Below are 17,188 nucleotides of genomic sequence, written 5' to 3'. Positions count from 1 at the left end.
CCATTGAATAAAGGATCACATCAGCATTCATCTCATCACCATGGAGATAAAAAAAGCCCGAAAATCAGCAAATACGCTGATTTCGGACTTTTTATTCTATCCTCTTAGAGCATCGATTAACGCTGGTTTAAACTCTCCATTACGAAGCATTTCAATTTCATGCTTATAAGGAGCCGATTTTGATTTAGCATCACTATTTAAAGCAACAAATGGAGTTTCTAGGATTTTAGGAATCTCCATTAATTGTGGATGATGCACAATATTTTTTAATGCATCAAAGCCAATATGACCGAAGCCAATATTTTCGTGACGGTCTTTTCCTGCACCACGGACATTTTTTGAATCATTGATATGCAGGACTTTGATACGATCAACACCTATTAGTTTATCAAACTCATTTAAGACGCCATCAAAATCTTCTACAATGTTATAGCCCGCGTCATGAGTATGGCATGTATCAAAGCAAACTGAAAGACGTTCATTATGCGTTACGCCATCTATAATTTTTGCAAGTTCTTCAAAGGAACGGCCACATTCAGTTCCCTTCCCCGCCATTGTCTCCAATGCGATTTGTACAGGGTAATCCTGTGACAGTACTTCATTTAAACCTTCAATAATCTTGGCAATCCCTGCGTCTGCTCCCGCACCGACATGGGCACCCGGATGCAATACAATTTGTGTTGCTTCCAACGCTGCTGTTCGTTCGATTTCAGTTTGTAAAAAATCTACACCTAGACGGAAAGTTTCAGGTTTTTCTGTGTTCGCAATATTAATAATGTATGGAGCATGGACAACAATATTTGTCATACCATGCTCTTTCATGTGTAGTAAACCATTCATTATATTGAGGTCAGCAATTGCCTTACGACGAGTGTTTTGAGGTGCTCCTGTATAAATCATAAAGGTATTTGCCCCATATGAAAGGGCCTCTTTACTTGATCCGAGCAGCATTTCTTTTCCGCTCATTGAAACATGTGATCCAAGTAGCATTTGAATGCCTCCTTATTTTTTACCGCGAGCTTTTAAACGACGTTCACGTTTTTTAACTTTTTCCATTTCCCATTTCATATTACGCTTGTAGCCTGGTTTTACTTTTTTCGGCTTCCGCACTAATGCTTTAGCCTTTGCATCGATTTCATTTTCATGCTTCACACGATTTTTACGTGCATGGCGATCTTTTAGTTCAGACCATTCGCCATCTTTTACGTCTTTTTGAACAAATGGAATGCCCATCTTCTCAACGCGTACTACTGCATCCTCATCTGATGGCTCAAACAAAGTGATAGCCGTTCCTTTATTCCCTGCACGCGCTGTACGTCCCACACGATGAATAAAGAATTCTAAGTCCTCTGGAATTTCGTAGTTAATGACATGTGAAATTCCTTGAATATCGATACCACGCGCTGCAAGATCTGTTGCAACGATATATTGATAGTCCAATTCTCGAATTTGTTTCATCATTTTCTTACGATCACGTGGACTTAAGTCACCATGTATTTGACCACAGCGAATCCCATTTTCATTTAAGTAGCCAGCAACGTGCTCTGCTGTTTTACGTGTGTTGGTGAAAATTACCGCTAAAAATGGATTGATTCCTTCAATGACTTCTAACAAACGTTTGTTACGTGATTTAGAACGCACTGGTACAAGCACAAAGTCAATTCCTTCTGCGACCGGGCGTTTATCGTTCATATGGATATGAACAGGTGCTTCCATATATTTTTTTAAGAAAGGCTGAAGCTTTTCTGGAATTGTTGCTGAGAATACAAACATTTCAAGGTTTTCTGGCATTTGGGAAGCAAAACCATCGATTTCCTCTATAAAGCCCATATCGAAGGCTAAATCTGCCTCGTCGACAACTAACATTTGTGCCGTATGCACAAATAACGCTTGCGCTGCAACGAGATCACGAATACGTCCTGGTGTTCCGACAACAATTTGTGGTTGCGTTTTTAATTTATCAATGGAGCGTTGTTTGTCCGTACCTCCAATAAATAGTTTCGCTTGAATAGTTGTTCCTTCTATTAATTGATTTAACGCATCAAAAATTTGTTGTGCAAGCTCACGTGTAGGTGACGTAATAACAGCTTGTACTTCCTGCTTGTCAGCATTAATTCGTTGCACAATCGGAATTAAAAAACTATGTGTTTTTCCCGTCCCTGTATGCGCTTGTCCGATTGCACTCTTTCCTTTTAATAGTAGCGGAATGATTTCCTTTTGAATCGGCGTTGGTTCTGTAAAGCCAAGTCTTGCAATTGCGTCCTGCAAAAATGGCTGAAAATTATAATCAGTATATTTTGACATAATTCGTTCCTCCTAACATCTTTCACATTGTATCATGATTCGAACTCCAGGTATATTAACGTCCTATTATCTCAAGCATGAACATAATTTTATATTTTTATCATAGCTGTAGCGAAGCCCTTATCAAAGTTACTCGAAATACTGTGAATATGCAATAAAAAAAGCGCTCAGAACTGTACATAAATTCTACTCCTGATTGTAAAGAGCGGTATGGTAATTTAATCGGAAGACTTCTACATTCTCATTTTGTGAGGAGATTTTCTCTATGGTGAGCTCCCATTATAATTTAGTCTAAATCTTTTTAGTTTGTTAAACATAGTTTTAATACTATTTTGATTTTGCTACTTATACTAATGATGAGCTAAAAATTAGTATTTTTTATGTCAATTTATTGTTAACTAATGCTTTGAAGAATTACCATATGTTACGATAAAAATGTAAGATACTAGAGGAGGTTGACTTATCATGAAAGCAGCAAGATGGTATAAAGCAAAAGACATCCGAGTAGAAAACATTGAAGAACCAGTAATCTCACCTGGAAAAGTAAAAATTAAAGTACATTGGACAGGGATTTGCGGTAGTGATTTACATGAATACACAGCTGGCCCAATATTCATTCCAGTAGAACAACCTCACTATGTAAGTAAAGATATTGCGCCAATTGTTATGGGCCATGAGTTCTCTGGTGAAGTAGTAGAAATTGGCGAACGTGTTACAAAGGTACAAGTTGGGGATCCTGTAGTTGTAGAACCTATTCTTGCATGTGGCGAATGTGCCGCTTGTAAAAAAGGAAAATATAATATTTGTAAGCATTTAGGATTCCACGGTCTGTCTGGCGGCGGCGGAGGTTTCTCTGAATATACAATGGTAGATGAAAAAATGGTACATAAAATGCCAGAAGGTCTTTCCTACGAACAAGGTGCACTTGTTGAACCAGCGGCAGTAGCATTACATGCAGTTCGTCAAAGTAAACTAAAGGCTGGCGATACAGCAGCTGTTTTTGGCACTGGGCCAATCGGTCTTCTAGTTATCGAGGCATTACGTGCAGCTGGAGCGGCGGAAATTTATGCGGTAGAACTTTCGGCGGAGCGTGCTGCTAAAGCATTAGAACTAGGCGCTACAGCAGTTATTAATCCTAAAGATGAGGATGCAGTAGCTCGTCTACATGAATTAACAAATGGTGGCGTAGATGTTGCATTTGAAGTAACAGGTGTTCCTGTAGTATTACAACAAGCTATTGATTCAACAACATTTGAAGGTGAAACAATTATCGTTTCTATTTGGGAAACTGCAGCTTCTATTCTACCTAACAATATCGTACTGACAGAGCGTTCTGTAAAAGGGATTATTGCTTATCGCGATATTTTCCCAGCGGTGATGGAATTAATGAAACAAGGCTACTTCCCTGCTGAAAAACTTGTGACGAAACGAATCGCTCTTGATGAAGTCGTAACAGAAGGCTTCGAGGCACTAATGAAAGAAAAAAACCATATTAAAATCCTTGTAAATTCACAAGCTTAATATATAGAGAGACAGGTAGAGAAAACGAAGAAACTTTTCTCTACCTGTTTTTAATTTTGTTAACCCTCTTTTTTCTCCATTTTTTTCATAATATCTAAATTGGCCATTAGGTAGTTCACCTTATTTTCTCCAAAAGCCCCTAACGTACGTTTTTCTGTATTTTCTTCTATAATTTTTTCAATCTCATCCTTCGCAAGCCCACTTGCTTGGACAATTCGATCGACTTGTATTTCTGCAGCCTTCACACTAATATGCGGATCCAAACCTGAGCCTGAAGCGGTCATTAAATCAGCAGGTATGTCTTGTCGTTTTACGGATGGATTTGCTAATAAAAACTTCTCGATATCTGCTTCTATCCGTTTCTTTAATTCTGGGTTGGATGGTGCATAGTTAAATGTTCCAGAGCTAACACCACTATAGTTCACCTGGCCATTTTCATCAGGTATCGTATCCTCTTTCGTATAGACATTATAGTTAACAGATGAGACACGCCCCCAGAAATATTCCGGTGCAGTAAAAGCTTGACCGATTAATGCTGAACCAACAGCTTCACCATCCGCTTCTATTAAACTACCATTTGCTTTATGATGAAATAACCCTTGAGCTAATGCAGTTACTGCAAATGGGTATATAAAACCACATAAAACGAACATTGTCATTGAGATTAAAAATGCTTGCTTTGAATTCTCAAAAAATTTCCGCATGTCCTTCCTCCTATAAACCAAACATCTGGAATAGTGGTCCAACTAGTAAATCAATCAATTTAATGCCAATAAAGGGAGCAATAATTCCACCTACACCATAAACAAGTAAGTTTTTATTTAATAACTTTGTAGCACTCATCGGCTCATACTTTACACCCTTCATTGCAATAGGTATTAATAGTGGTATAATCACTGCGTTAAAAATTAAAGCAGAAATGATCGCACTAGATGGCGAATTGAGATTCATAATATTTAATGTCCCCATCTCTGGTACAGCGACCATAAGCATAGCTGGAATAATAGCAAAATACTTTGCGATATCATTTGCAATACTGAAAGTCGTTAATGCCCCTCGCGTCATGAGCAACTGTTTTCCTATTTCTACAACTTCAATAATTTTAGTTGGATTTGAATCTAAATCGACCATGTTCGCAGCTTCCTTTGCAGCGTTCGTTCCCGAATTCATGGCAAGACCTACGTTTGCTTGTGCTAATGCAGGGGCATCGTTCGTCCCGTCACCAGTCATCGCCACTACTTTCCCTTGTGCCTGCTCATCTTTAATAACTTGAATTTTGTCTTCTGGCTTACTTTCTGCTATAAAGCTGTCCACCCCCGCTTCCTTTGCGATAGCCGCTGCCGTTAAAGGATTATCTCCTGTACACATGATCGTTTTAATCCCCATCGTTCGAAGCTTTTCAAAGCGTTCCTTAAGTCCGGCCTTTACGACATCCTTTAAGTAAATGACACCTAAAATTTTATCGTTTAACGCTACTACGAGTGGTGTCCCACCAACAGAAGATACTTGTTGAATCAGCTGTTCCAAATTTGTAGGAATGCTATGACCTGCTTTTAGGCTCTCTTTTTTTATCGTATCATAGGCTCCTTTTCGAATTTTTGTGCCATCCTTCCTATCCAAACCACTCATACGAGTTTGTGCGGTAAAGGGAATATGTTCACTTGACTTAATAATGTCTTCTTCACCGTCTATATTCACTCCTAATTCACAAGCAAGTGACAAAATAGACTTTCCTTCAGGTGTATCATCTGTTAAAGAACTAAGCCATGCAGCTTGCATTAAATCTTTACTTTCCACCCCTATTACTGGGAGAAATTCAGCTGCCATGCGATTTCCATAAGTAATAGTTCCAGTTTTATCTAAAATTAATGTATCTACATCTCCACACGCCTCTACGGCTCTTCCAGACATCGCAATAACATTAAACTGAGTAACTCTATCCATTCCTGCAATACCGATTGCCGACAATAATCCACCAATGGTTGTAGGAATTAAACAAACTGTAAGGGCAATTAATGTTGCGATGGAAATCGGTACATTTAAATAAGTTGTCATTGGATAGAGCGTCACAACAACTAATAAGAAAATAATCGTTAAACTTACTAAAAGTGTATTGAGTGCTATCTCATTTGGCGTTTTTTTACGACTGGCTCCTTCGATGAGTGTGATCATTTTATCTAAAAATGATTCACCAGGCATCGAAGTAATTTCGATCATCAACCAATCACTCGTAACCGTCGTACCACCTGTAACTGATGAAAAATCTCCACCCCGCTCCTTTACAACAGGCGCAGATTCACCTGTTATCGCCGATTCATCTACTGTAGCAATGCCTTCCAAAACTTCTCCATCATTTGGAATAACCTCACCTGCCTGAACTAAAACAATATCGCCCTTTTTTAGTTCATGTGCCTGTTTAAGTATTTCAGAGCCATCACTAAGTAAAACACGAGCCTGTGTAACTGTTTTTGTGTTTTTTAACGTTTGAACTTGTGCCTTTCCTCGCCCTTCAGCAATCGACTCGGCAAAGTTTGCAAATAGAATAGTTACAAAAAGAATGCTAGCGACGATCGCATTATACAGTCGATCATGTTCTACTACTTCGCTACCAAACATATTCGGGAAGAGGGTTAATAGCAGCACAAACATAAACCCTACTTCTACTACAAACATAACAGGATTTTTCAGCATATATAATGGACTAAATTTTTTTAAAGCGTCTATAATCGAGCTTTTTAGCATATTGCCCGTAAGCAAACCTTTTCTTGCTGTTTCCATAGGTGTCTCTCCTTATTAAAAATCAATTTCGCCTTGGCGTAATTGCCGCTGACGCTTCGCTTTCGCGCAGATAAATTGCCACAGGACGTGGCGTTCTTAGACTTAGTTCCTCTATTTCAGTAGTTATTTAAAAGGAACCACATCCGCATTCATCTCACCACATTCAGAGGCGGGAGTCTTAAGCTGAATGAAGATAAAGTTGTAAGTGCTCCGTAATTGGCCCAAGTGCTAATGCCGGTAAAAATGTAAGAGCACCAATCATTAAAACGATAGCAACAAGTAAAAATGTAAAAATAGTATTATCTGTTCTTAATGTTCCTACCGAGTCACTGTGAAACATTTTTTTAGCTAGTAGGGACGCTATAGCTAGTTGAATAATGATCGTCAAATAACGTCCGAAGAACATGGCAAGCCCTGTCGTCACATTCCAAAATGTTGAGTTGTCAGCTAATCCTTCAAAACCTGAGCCATTATTTGCTGAGGCAGATGCAAATTCATAAAGAACTTGAGATAACCCATGTGCACCTGGATTCGTTACGGCTGCTACTCCTGACGGTGTTAGTACTGCAAGCGCTGAAAATAGCAAAATAATAGCAGGATGGATGAGAATACAAAGTGCAATTAGCTTCATTTCCTTCTCTTCAATTTTCTTACCTAAAAACTGAGGTGTTCGACCAATCATCAAACAGGCGATAAAAATTGTTAATAACACATACATCATCATGTTCATCAGGCCGACTCCCTTGCCTCCAAACACAACATTTAGCATCATATTAAACATCGGTACAAGACCACCAAGCGGCGTTAATGTATCATGCATATTGTTGACAGACCCCGTTGTAAAAGCAGTGGTCACTGTCGTAAATAACGCAGATTGTGCCACCCCAAAGCGCATCTCTTTTCCTTCCATACTTCCTAGGTCCTGGGCAATTCCCAGCTCATTAATGATTGGATTACCCGCTCTCTCCGCAACATACACCGTCATCAATCCAACTAGGAACAGCGCACTCATTGCCACAAAAATGGCGAGCCCTTGCTTTCCAAAGATCGTTTTCCTTTTTCCATATGCAACCATTAAACTAAAGGCAACTACACAAGCACCTGGTAATAGCATCATAGATAGCATCTCCACAATATTAGAAATGACCGTTGGATTTTCAAAAGGTGTTGTTGAATTCGCCCCATTGAAGCCACCACCATTTGTTCCTATATGCTTGATAGATTCAAGAGAAGCTACAGGTCCAAGTGCAATATCTTGTAATTTACCTTCTATTGTTTGTACAGTTTTATTCGCACTCAAGGTTTGTGGTGTACCTTGAGAGACTAAAATAATGGCCACAACAATAGCTATAGGCATTAACACACGTGTGATAACACGCACAAAATCCACAAAGAAACTACCAATAGTGTCGGTTTTAGCAACAAGACGTCGGCAGAACGCCATACAAGCCGCATAACCAGTAGCTGCAGATGTAAACATCATAAAAATAATGATTAGCATTTGTGATAAATAACTTAGTCCTGATTCGCCACTATAGTGCTGAAGATTTGTATTCGTTATAAATGAAATTATGGTATTAAATGAAAGTGTTGCTTCCATATTGTCAATATCATTTGGGTTTAAAAACAACATAGCTTGAATTCGTAAAAGAAAGTATCCAATAAACACCATAAATGCGTTCGACAAAATTAATGAAAGTACATACTGTTTACCAGTCATATCTACTTGCTTAATGCCACATAATTTATAAATAAATCCATCAAATCTGTCCATTATTGGATCAAGCCATGTTTTTTGTTGCATCGTCACCCGAAATAAATAATGACCGGTTAAAATAACGATTGGTAAAGAAATAATTAATACGATGGCGATTTGCCACATACCGCAATACCTCCTACAAGCCTATTAATAATTTTCAGGATAAAGTAATGCATGCCCTAGATAACCGAAAAGGACTACAAGTACAATCCCCATAACAATCCACATTTTTTATTCCTCCTTACTTTTCACCGACTAACTTGAAGCACCAAGCTGTTAATGCATATAGACTCGCAAAGCTTATGATGAGTAAGCCAATCATATAAAAGTCCATCAATCGAGCACCCTCCTTTATTTGGATGCTCTCATCATACTGACTTTCAAATTAATGTAGTGTTAGGAAATCGCTTTTTCTATTAAGAAACTATAAAGGGGGAAAATCTTAATACTTTCTTAATGGAAGATAACGCTATAATACAAATGAGGTGAAAGAGGATGGAAAATACACGCCCAACTCCAGAGACGTTTTTAGCGAGACTTCAACAGGAGGAACAATTTATAGGGAAGTTAAAGATCTTTCTCGGTTATGCTGCTGGAGTAGGTAAAACTTATGCAATGCTAGATGCAGCACAGCAAGCAAAAAAACTTGGTAAAGATGTGGTAGTTGGCTATGTAGAACCACATCCTCGTCCAGATACGTTAGCTTTACTCGAAGGACTTGAGCAAATTCCTACGAAAAAAATAATTTATAAAGGGAAACCTTTTCAGGAATTAGATATTGATGAAGTACTAAAGCGCAAACCGGAAATTGTCATTATTGATGAATTGGCACATAGCAATGTTCTAACGATGCGTCATAAGAAACGTTTTGGGGATGTTGAGGAATTACTGGCAAAGGGTATTCATGTCTATACAACCGTAAATATTCAACATATAGAAAGCCTACATGATTTAGTAGAAGAAATAACCGGAATAAAGGTTCAAGAGCGTATTCCCGATTATTTAATTGATCAAGCTGCACAAATAAAAATTGTCGATATTGAACCAGATGAGTTAATTCAACGCCTACAAGAAGGCAAAATTTATGTAAAACAACAAGCTGAAAAAGCGTTGCAATCTTTTTTTCGCAAACAAAATTTAGTATCACTTCGAGAAATTGCATTACGGAGAGCTGCAGATACGATTAACTATAAGCAAGTAAACAGCGACGAATCTATAAAGCATCCTGTACAAATCGAAGAGCATTTACTTGTGGGTATTAGTAGCTCTCCTACGAATGCCAAGGTTATTCGAACTACTGCGCGATTAGCACAGGCATTACATGGGAAATTTACAGCTCTTTACGTCCAAAACGTACAGGAGCGTGACAGGAGTAACGCAAATTCTGAACGACTTCAGCAGCATATAAAGCTTGTTGAACAGCTTGGCGGCCATGTCGTAATTGTTCAGGAAGATGATGTAGCTGTCGCCCTTGCTAACTATGCACAAATTAGTGGTGTCACTAAATTAGTCATCGGTAGAACTAGCATGAGAAAAAAATGGTGGCGACCAAACACCAAAATTAGCGATCGACTCAACGAATTTGTGCCGAATTTAGCCATACATATAGTCCCTGATCAGGAAAACGAACAATTCTACTTCCCTACTGTAAAAAATAAGCTGTCATTTGAATGGCATGACTTATTAAAAATGGCTGTAGTATTTGGCATAGTATCAGTTGTTGGGCTATATTTTTACACAATTGGTGTCAGCGACTCGAACATTATCACTATCTACATTTTAGGTGTTTTAATTCTTGCCATTTGGTCATCAGGATGGATGATGAGCATTATTAGCTCCATCATAGCAGTACTACTTTTTAATTATTTTTTTACAGAACCACGATTTTCATTTAACGCCTATCATCGTGACTATCCGATGACCTTTGTGATCATGTTCCTTTCAGGAGTGATTACAAGTAGCTTAACGAAAAAAATAAAGGAGCAAACCATTGTCGCTGTTCGTAAATCTTATCGAATGGAGGTGCTCCTTGATACAAATCGTAGACTTCAACATGCTAAGTCAATAGAAGAAATTATTATTGAAGGCATGTCACAAATCGTTAAATTAGTAGAAAAACCAGTACAATTTTTTGAGATAGAAAATAACTTAATTGTGAACTCTATTTTTTTCCGTACCGAGAGCATATCTAGTATTGAAAATAAGAAGATAGCTTCCCTCTTTGAGAATCCGAATGAGCATGGTGTAGTAAGCTGGGTTATCAATAATAAGCATGTAGCAGGCGTATCCACTGACATATTTCCTGAAGTGAATGCCTACTATTTACCGGTTATTTCAAACGGGAGTGTTAAAGGGGTTATCGGTATTGCACTGTCAAAGCAATCACCATTACCTGCATTTGAGCGTAATATTTTGCATGCCATTATGAATGATTTTTCATTCGCACTTGATAAATGGTATTTACAAAAACTCAATGCAGAAGTAGCTAGAGAAGCTGAAATGGAGCAAATGCGAGCAAACCTTTTGCGCGCAGTTTCTCATGATTTAAGAACACCGTTAACTGCTATTTCCGGTAATGCAGATATATTACTATCTAGTGCATCTCAAATTCGAGAGGATGAAAAAAGCAAAATATATGAGGATATTTATAAAAATTCGAAATGGCTTGTACAAATGGTTGAAAACTTACTTGCTGTGTCTAAGTTAGAAAATGGACAATTTGCAATGGAGATGCAATTGGAACTTGTAGAAGATATTATTCAAGAAGCACTAACGCATGTCGTTCGTCTAAACAATACACATGAAATATCCTATCAAATTGAACCAGAATTTTTATTTGCTGTAATGGATGCACGACTGATTATTCAAGTTCTAATTAATATTATTGATAATGCATTGACCTATACGCCTTCAGGCAGTGTTATTACTATAAAGGTCAAAGAATCTGAACGTTTCGTCCACTTTAGCATTGCAGATAATGGCCCTGGCATTGACGATTCTATAAAAAACAACCTTTTTGAGCCATTTACTACCGGAAAAGTACAGCGGAGCGATAGTCGAAGAGGCTTGGGTTTAGGCTTAGCGCTATGTCAAACTATATTAAAATTACATGGAAGTGAAATAACAGTTTCGGATAATAAACCAAAAGGAACAATTTTTCATTTTTCACTGAAAAAAAGCCCTTTACCAAAGGTTAGAGATAACATTTATTAAACGTTTCTATAAGTTGATTGGAGTAGAAGATGGATGACGTCTTGGGAATCAGTGCCACAGAGGATATCCTAAAGCTGGTGCCCCCAGGAAAGCACAAGTCAGCATTGAAATCAACGACACGTTTATGGTGATGAACTAAAAAGGAGTTATGAATTTCGATGAATAAACGAATTCTAGTAGTAGAAGATGATATAGCCATTGGCAATTTAATTAAAATGACATTAACTACCCAGCAATATGAATTTGATATTGCTAGAGATGGTAATAGTGCTTTACAAAAGGCTCTTGCCATGAATCCAGACGTTATTATTTTGGATTTAGGACTACCAGACATAGACGGTGTAGAGCTTATAACGAAAATAAGAAGCTGGACTCAAACACCTATTATCGTAGTTAGTGCACGCGGCGAGGAGCACGATAAAATCAATGCTTTAGATGCCGGTGCAGACGATTATGTTACAAAGCCTTTCAGTGTTGAAGAGCTATTAGCCCGAATTCGAGTAGCTTTGAGAAGAATGTCATTTGAGCATCAGCTAGAAAATGAACCCTCTATCTTTGTAAATGGCCATTTACAAATAAACTACGCGGCAAATACAGTGTTTGTACATGACAAAGAAGTACATTTGACGCCTATTGAATATAAGCTCTTGGTTATTTTATCAAAGCATGTCGGCAAAGTTTTAACGCATAATTTTATTTTAAAGGAAGTTTGGCATAACGCACTTCAATCGGATGTTCCAAGTTTAAGAGTTTTTATGGCTACTCTTCGAAAGAAAATAGAGGATAATCCAGCTAACCCAAAGTTCATCCAGACACATGTCCGCGTTGGGTACAGAATGCTTCGTTGCCACGATGAAGCATAAGGTTTTTTAGCTATTCCAATATTACTTTAGACGGCAAACTTATTATTGATTGACTGGATAAAAAATGATAATATTTATTTGATAATGATTATCACCGACAAGAAAGTAGGTAGATCTTATGAACCTTCACGCTGTTCAATTGGGTGAAAAAGTTAAAGTGAAAGATCTACAGCAAATTGACACTCTTTTATGTAAACGTTTAAACGCTTTTGGTATTAAAGAAGGCTGTCAGGTTTGTATGATCCAAAAAGGATGGTTTTCTGGAGCTTGTATATTGGAATGTCAAGGACAGAAAATCGGGCTTAGAAAAAAAGATTTAATGGATATAAAGGTTGAACAAGTATGAGTAGATTAGCTTTAATAGGAAACCCTAATATCGGTAAAACATCATTGTTCAATACGTTGACAAATTCATATGAATATGTTGGCAATTGGAGTGGCGTAACCGTTGAAAAAAAAGTAGGACAAGTAAAAAAATTACAAAAAGAAATAATTGATTTACCTGGTGTCTATACGCTTAACCCTATTTCAAAAGATGAAAGTGTTGTTACTTCCTTTTTACTGGAAGATCAGGTAGATGGAATTTTAAATATTATCGATGCCTCAAATTTCGAACGAAATATGCAATTAACAGTAGATATACTTGAACTTAGAAAGCCTGTTTTCATCTGTTTAAATATGATAGACGTAGCGAAAAAGAAAGGCATCTCAATTGATGTCGAGAAATTACAAAATTCTTTAGGAGTACCTGTTGTTCCAATAAGTGCTCGTACGGGGAAAGGTGTCGAAGGTATTTATGCTGCTATTCAAGCCTCAGATCGTACTCAACATCGTTTTACATTAGCCTATGATGACATAATTGAAAAAGGCATCTCAAAAATTGAAGCATTGTTACAGCATGTTCCTGAAGAACAAAGAAGATGGTGTACGATTCAATTTTTAATGGGAAATGACGCTGTTGACGCTTATTTGCAAGACAAGGAATACTTTGAAAAGCTAGCTACTATGCGAGATGCTTTAGAGAAGCAAATAGGAGAACCACTAAATAAAGCTATTGCTAAAAAACGTGATTTATATATTTCTAACATCAATAGCGAAGTAATTATACAAGAGAAAAGTGAAACTCAATGGTCAGAGAAAGTTGATAAAATTCTAACACATCCAATTTTAGGTGTTCCGATTTTCCTAGCGCTTATGTTTTTAATGTTTCAAGCAACGTTTGCATGGATTGGTACCCCTCTTTCGGATTTCCTGGATGGCTTTGTAAGTGGCCCTCTTTCAGATGCTGTTACTCAGGGCTTAGAAGCTATTGGTGCAGCTCCTTTTATTGTTCATTTAATATGTGATGGAATCATTGCAGGGGTTGGCGGTGTTTTAGTTTTCATTCCGCAAATCTTTGTACTATTTTTCTTTATTTCACTATTAGAAGATTCAGGGTATATGGCGAGAATTGCTGTTGTAATGGATCGCCTTATGGAATTTTTCGGTTTAAACGGTAAAGCCTTTATTCCGATGATTGTAAGCTTTGGATGCAATGTTCCAGGTGTAATGGCTGCGAGAACAATTGAACAGCCGAGAGAACGACTATTAACAATTCTTGTTGCGCCGTTTATGAGCTGCTCAGCAAGGCTTCCTGTATATGCTTTGTTCGGTGCAGCATTCTTTTCTGCACATCAATCATTAGTAGTATTCTCGCTATATGTTATGGGTATTGTCATAGCGCTTATTGTAACAAAAATATTATCAATGACGATTTTAAAAAATGAAACTTCCGTATTTTTCGTTGAGTTACCAGCCTACCATGTACCACAACTTAAAACACTTTGGCGTTCCACTTGGGAAAAAGGGAAAGGATTTTTCCGCAAAGCTGGTACTATTATCTTTGCTGGCTCCGTTATTATTTGGCTTCTTTCTTATCTTGGACCACATGGTGCTAATGTCAATATGGATGACAGCTTTTTAGCAATTATCGGGGGCGCTTTTGGTGTGCTGTTTATCCCTCTTGGCTTTGGAACATGGCAAGCCGGTGCATCCCTTATTGCTGGATTCCTGGCAAAAGAAGTAATTGTTTCGACAATGGCGATTATTTATGGCGTAAGTGAAGGTGTATTATCCGCTACAATGACAACTCATTTTACTGCTTTAAGTGCTTATACATTCTTGACCTTTGTTTTACTTTATATGCCTTGTTTAGCAACAGTAGGCGCAATAAAAAGGGAAACACAGTCTGTGAAATGGACTTTATTTGCAACCATATATCCATTTGTTGTAGCTTATCTCATTGCACTTATGATTTATGGTATTGGGAATTTATTGATGTGAGGTGTAGAGGATGACATTATTAATTAATATCTTAATCGGTAGTATTATATTTGGCTATGCTGGTATTACTTTATATAAAAGCATTAAGAAGCAGAAAAAGGGCAAATGCGCATCATGCTCATTACAGAAGAGTTGTTCCTCTAACGTTTGTGTCCCTCCTACCAAACTGAAAGATTTCACCACTAAATAAATTGAAATATAGCGAGGTAATTCCAAATGGAAAATTTCATTGGGAACTACCTCGCTTTTTTGTGAGCTTTTAGACTTAAAGTGCTTTCTTCTAAAGCTTAAGTATTAGAAACGTACTTTAAATGTTTCATCACCAAGAGTTAGTGATGATATATTTGTTATAGTGTATATCCTATATATAAGCTGAGTGAAGGCTGGGCGCGACTCCTTGAGGATCAGCAATAGAGGAACGAAGGTGTTATCACATCCTGTGATAACGCCTTCGCGACCAACATCGTGTTATTGCTGCTGCCGCTCCGCTTTCGCGGAAAATAAACTTCACATTTTGGTAATGAGCGTTATATTTTAAATTTATTGATTTCTTCCTTCACGGACACCGCTTCTTCACTTAATGCCTTAGCAACAGCGTTAATTTCTTGAATAGTCGCAGCTTGCTCTTCAACTGTCGATGCTATTGTTTCAGACTGTTGTGCAGCATGCTTGGAAGAAGAGGACATTTCATTGACCGATGCTGCCACTTCTTCAGTACTCGCAGAAATTTGTTGCGTAGAAGCAGATACATCCTCGATTTGAGATGTCATATCACTAATCGCTTTTAAAATCCCATCGAAGGCATTTTGGGCATTCTGAATAAATGTGACACCTTCATCTACATTCAATACTGTTACATTTACGGCATTTTCTACTTCTTTCGTTTCTTGCTGAATAAGTGCTATTACATCTACTATTTGATTGGCAGAAGCTTTGGATTCCTCTGCTAATTTACGCACTTCATCTGCCACGACTGCGAAGCCTTTACCATGCTCTCCTGCACGAGCCGCCTCAATCGCAGCATTTAATGCTAAAAGATTTGTTTGCTCAGTAATGTCAGTAATTACTTTCGTAATATTAACAATTTCAGCTGATTGCGTACTTAGCTTCTTAATACGTTCATTTGTTGTATTTGAAGATTGTTGGATAATTGACATTTGGTTTTCTGCAATATGCAACGTTTTTTCACCATCATTTGCAATAGCTTGTGTGTCTACTGCTTTAGAATGAAGCATTTGAGTAGCCTCAGCAATACGTTGAACACCTTGAGCAGTTTCATCCATTGCTATCGAACTTTCACGACCTGTAACAGCTGCTTGGTTATCACTAATCGCCATTCTCTCTACAAGGTTTGCAATATCATGTGAAGAATTTGAAATTTCTTCTGTACTTACTGCTAGTTCTTCAGCCGCTGATGATGAATGCTCAACATTTGCCGTCATGCTATGTATTAGTGAATGTAAATTAGACTTCATCAAATTAAAAGAATCAGCCAAATCTTTAATTTCATCCTTCGTTCTAACTTCGATATCCTTTTGACATAAATCACCTTTAGCAATTACCCTTGCTGCAGAAGTTAGCTTATTTACAGGGTCAACGATGGAACGTACAAATATAATCCCAACTACTACACAAATCAATAAAATAATGCAGAACATCCATAAGAACCACTGTTTATTATTATTACTAAGCTTTTCAACATGTGCTAAAGAATTTTGCATGTCTGTAATGTTTTCTTGTTGAAACAAATCTACTTTGTCATTAATCTCAACTGAAGTAGTATCAAATTCAAGCATCATTTTATTCCCTTGCTCAGGCCCGTCTTGAATATAACTATGAGCCATTTTCTGACCAGTACTATAATATTCATCAAACGCTATTTTAATCGCATCTAATCTTTCCCGGTCTTCCTGATGCATTTTTTTCACTTGTTCCAAATCTTTATAAAAGATTTTGCTATATTCTTCTGCTTGCTCAAATCCATCATCTAAATTATCGAGTGCTCTTGTGGCACTAATATCAGTCAAATACTGCTGAACCTGTACAACTGCTAACTTCATCTCATCTGCTAATAACGTCGTTTGAAGTGTTTTTTCTTTCATCAAATGTACTTGTTCCAGTTGAGATTTAGCATTTTGTTGCTGAAATACCCCCATAAATAAAACTAATACTACGATAAGGCCAAACGACACTATACTTCTTACTTTAATTGACACAAAATACCTCCTATTTTTACCCTCTAATAGTTTAGTCTGATAGAAAATATTTTAACAATTTATTTACATTAATGTAACACATTTACCAAACTAACTTCAAAATCATCATTTTTGTAACGTAATGATTTACCAACAAAACATTATACCTTTCTTATCGACCGTAAAAATGGAAAAATGTGTAGTTTTCAAGAATTTTTCACCACTAATTTACT

Annotated in this window: 12 protein-coding genes; 6 read left to right on the top strand and 6 right to left on the bottom strand. The window is 37.4% G+C overall.

What is annotated here, in order from left to right; translation table 11 throughout:
• Nucleotides 1–96: 96 nt before the first annotated feature.
• A complete protein-coding gene (locus tag ACIQZA_RS07220; RefSeq protein ID WP_400936364.1) occupies nt 97–990 on the bottom strand; it encodes a deoxyribonuclease IV in 894 nt (297 codons plus the stop codon).
• 12 nt (nt 991–1,002) lie between these two features.
• Nucleotides 1,003–2,304 carry a DEAD/DEAH box helicase gene (locus ACIQZA_RS07215; RefSeq protein ID WP_402880892.1) on the bottom strand — a complete coding sequence of 434 codons (1,302 nt, stop codon included), beginning with the start codon at nt 2,302–2,304 and terminating at the stop codon, nt 1,003–1,005.
• 465 nt (nt 2,305–2,769) lie between these two features.
• Here ACIQZA_RS07215 and ACIQZA_RS07210 point away from each other — a divergent pair, with 465 nt between their 5' ends.
• Nucleotides 2,770–3,825, top strand: a complete 1,056-nt coding sequence (locus ACIQZA_RS07210; RefSeq protein ID WP_400936368.1) for a 2,3-butanediol dehydrogenase — start codon at nt 2,770–2,772, stop codon at nt 3,823–3,825.
• Nucleotides 3,826–3,884: 59 nt separating this feature from the next.
• Here ACIQZA_RS07210 and kdpC read toward each other — a convergent pair whose 3' ends face one another.
• The 3 genes from kdpC to kdpA all read right to left on the bottom strand — a co-directional run bounded on the left by kdpC (nt 3,885) and on the right by kdpA (nt 8,485).
• On the bottom strand, nt 3,885–4,529 hold the full coding sequence (gene kdpC, locus ACIQZA_RS07205; protein ID WP_400936370.1) for a potassium-transporting ATPase subunit KdpC: 645 nt from the start codon (nt 4,527–4,529) through the stop codon (nt 3,885–3,887).
• A gap of 10 nt (nt 4,530–4,539) precedes the next feature.
• On the bottom strand, nt 4,540–6,603 hold the full coding sequence (kdpB, locus tag ACIQZA_RS07200; RefSeq protein ID WP_400936372.1) for a potassium-transporting ATPase subunit KdpB: 2,064 nt from the start codon (nt 6,601–6,603) through the stop codon (nt 4,540–4,542).
• A gap of 178 nt (nt 6,604–6,781) precedes the next feature.
• Nucleotides 6,782–8,485, bottom strand: coding sequence for a potassium-transporting ATPase subunit KdpA (gene kdpA / locus ACIQZA_RS07195; protein ID WP_400936374.1), 1,704 nt, complete (start codon nt 8,483–8,485; stop codon nt 6,782–6,784).
• A 372-nt stretch (nt 8,486–8,857) separates the two neighbouring features.
• On the opposite strand from kdpA, the gene ACIQZA_RS07190 reads away from it, so the two are divergent.
• The 5 genes from ACIQZA_RS07190 (at nt 8,858) to ACIQZA_RS07170 (ending at nt 14,950) form a co-directional block, all read left to right on the top strand.
• Nucleotides 8,858–11,575 (top strand): ATP-binding protein, encoded by a 2,718-nt coding sequence (locus ACIQZA_RS07190; protein ID WP_402880894.1) that lies wholly within the window; start codon nt 8,858–8,860, stop codon nt 11,573–11,575.
• Between the two features lie 158 nt (nt 11,576–11,733).
• A complete protein-coding gene (locus ACIQZA_RS07185; RefSeq protein WP_248716530.1) occupies nt 11,734–12,438 on the top strand; it encodes a response regulator transcription factor in 705 nt (234 codons plus the stop codon).
• Nucleotides 12,439–12,556: 118 nt separating this feature from the next.
• Nucleotides 12,557–12,784, top strand: a complete 228-nt coding sequence (locus ACIQZA_RS07180; protein WP_142509835.1) for a FeoA family protein — start codon at nt 12,557–12,559, stop codon at nt 12,782–12,784.
• A complete protein-coding gene (gene feoB / locus ACIQZA_RS07175) occupies nt 12,781–14,760 on the top strand; it encodes a ferrous iron transport protein B (RefSeq protein WP_400936379.1) in 1,980 nt (659 codons plus the stop codon). Before ACIQZA_RS07180 ends, feoB begins: the two co-directional genes overlap by 4 nt.
• A gap of 10 nt (nt 14,761–14,770) precedes the next feature.
• Nucleotides 14,771–14,950 (top strand): FeoB-associated Cys-rich membrane protein, encoded by a 180-nt coding sequence (locus ACIQZA_RS07170; protein ID WP_142509837.1) that lies wholly within the window; start codon nt 14,771–14,773, stop codon nt 14,948–14,950.
• 337 nt (nt 14,951–15,287) lie between these two features.
• Here ACIQZA_RS07170 and ACIQZA_RS07165 read toward each other — a convergent pair whose 3' ends face one another.
• Nucleotides 15,288–16,976, bottom strand: coding sequence for a methyl-accepting chemotaxis protein (locus ACIQZA_RS07165; RefSeq protein WP_400936381.1), 1,689 nt, complete (start codon nt 16,974–16,976; stop codon nt 15,288–15,290).
• Nucleotides 16,977–17,188: the final 212 nt, after the last annotated feature.

Origin of the sequence: Lysinibacillus sp. NPDC096382 (assembly GCF_044762845.1) — a bacterium.
Taxonomy (GTDB): domain Bacteria; phylum Bacillota; class Bacilli; order Bacillales_A; family Planococcaceae; genus Lysinibacillus.
The sequence above is the reverse complement of the archived record's forward strand: the minus strand, read 5'-3'. Positions and strand labels throughout refer to the sequence as shown.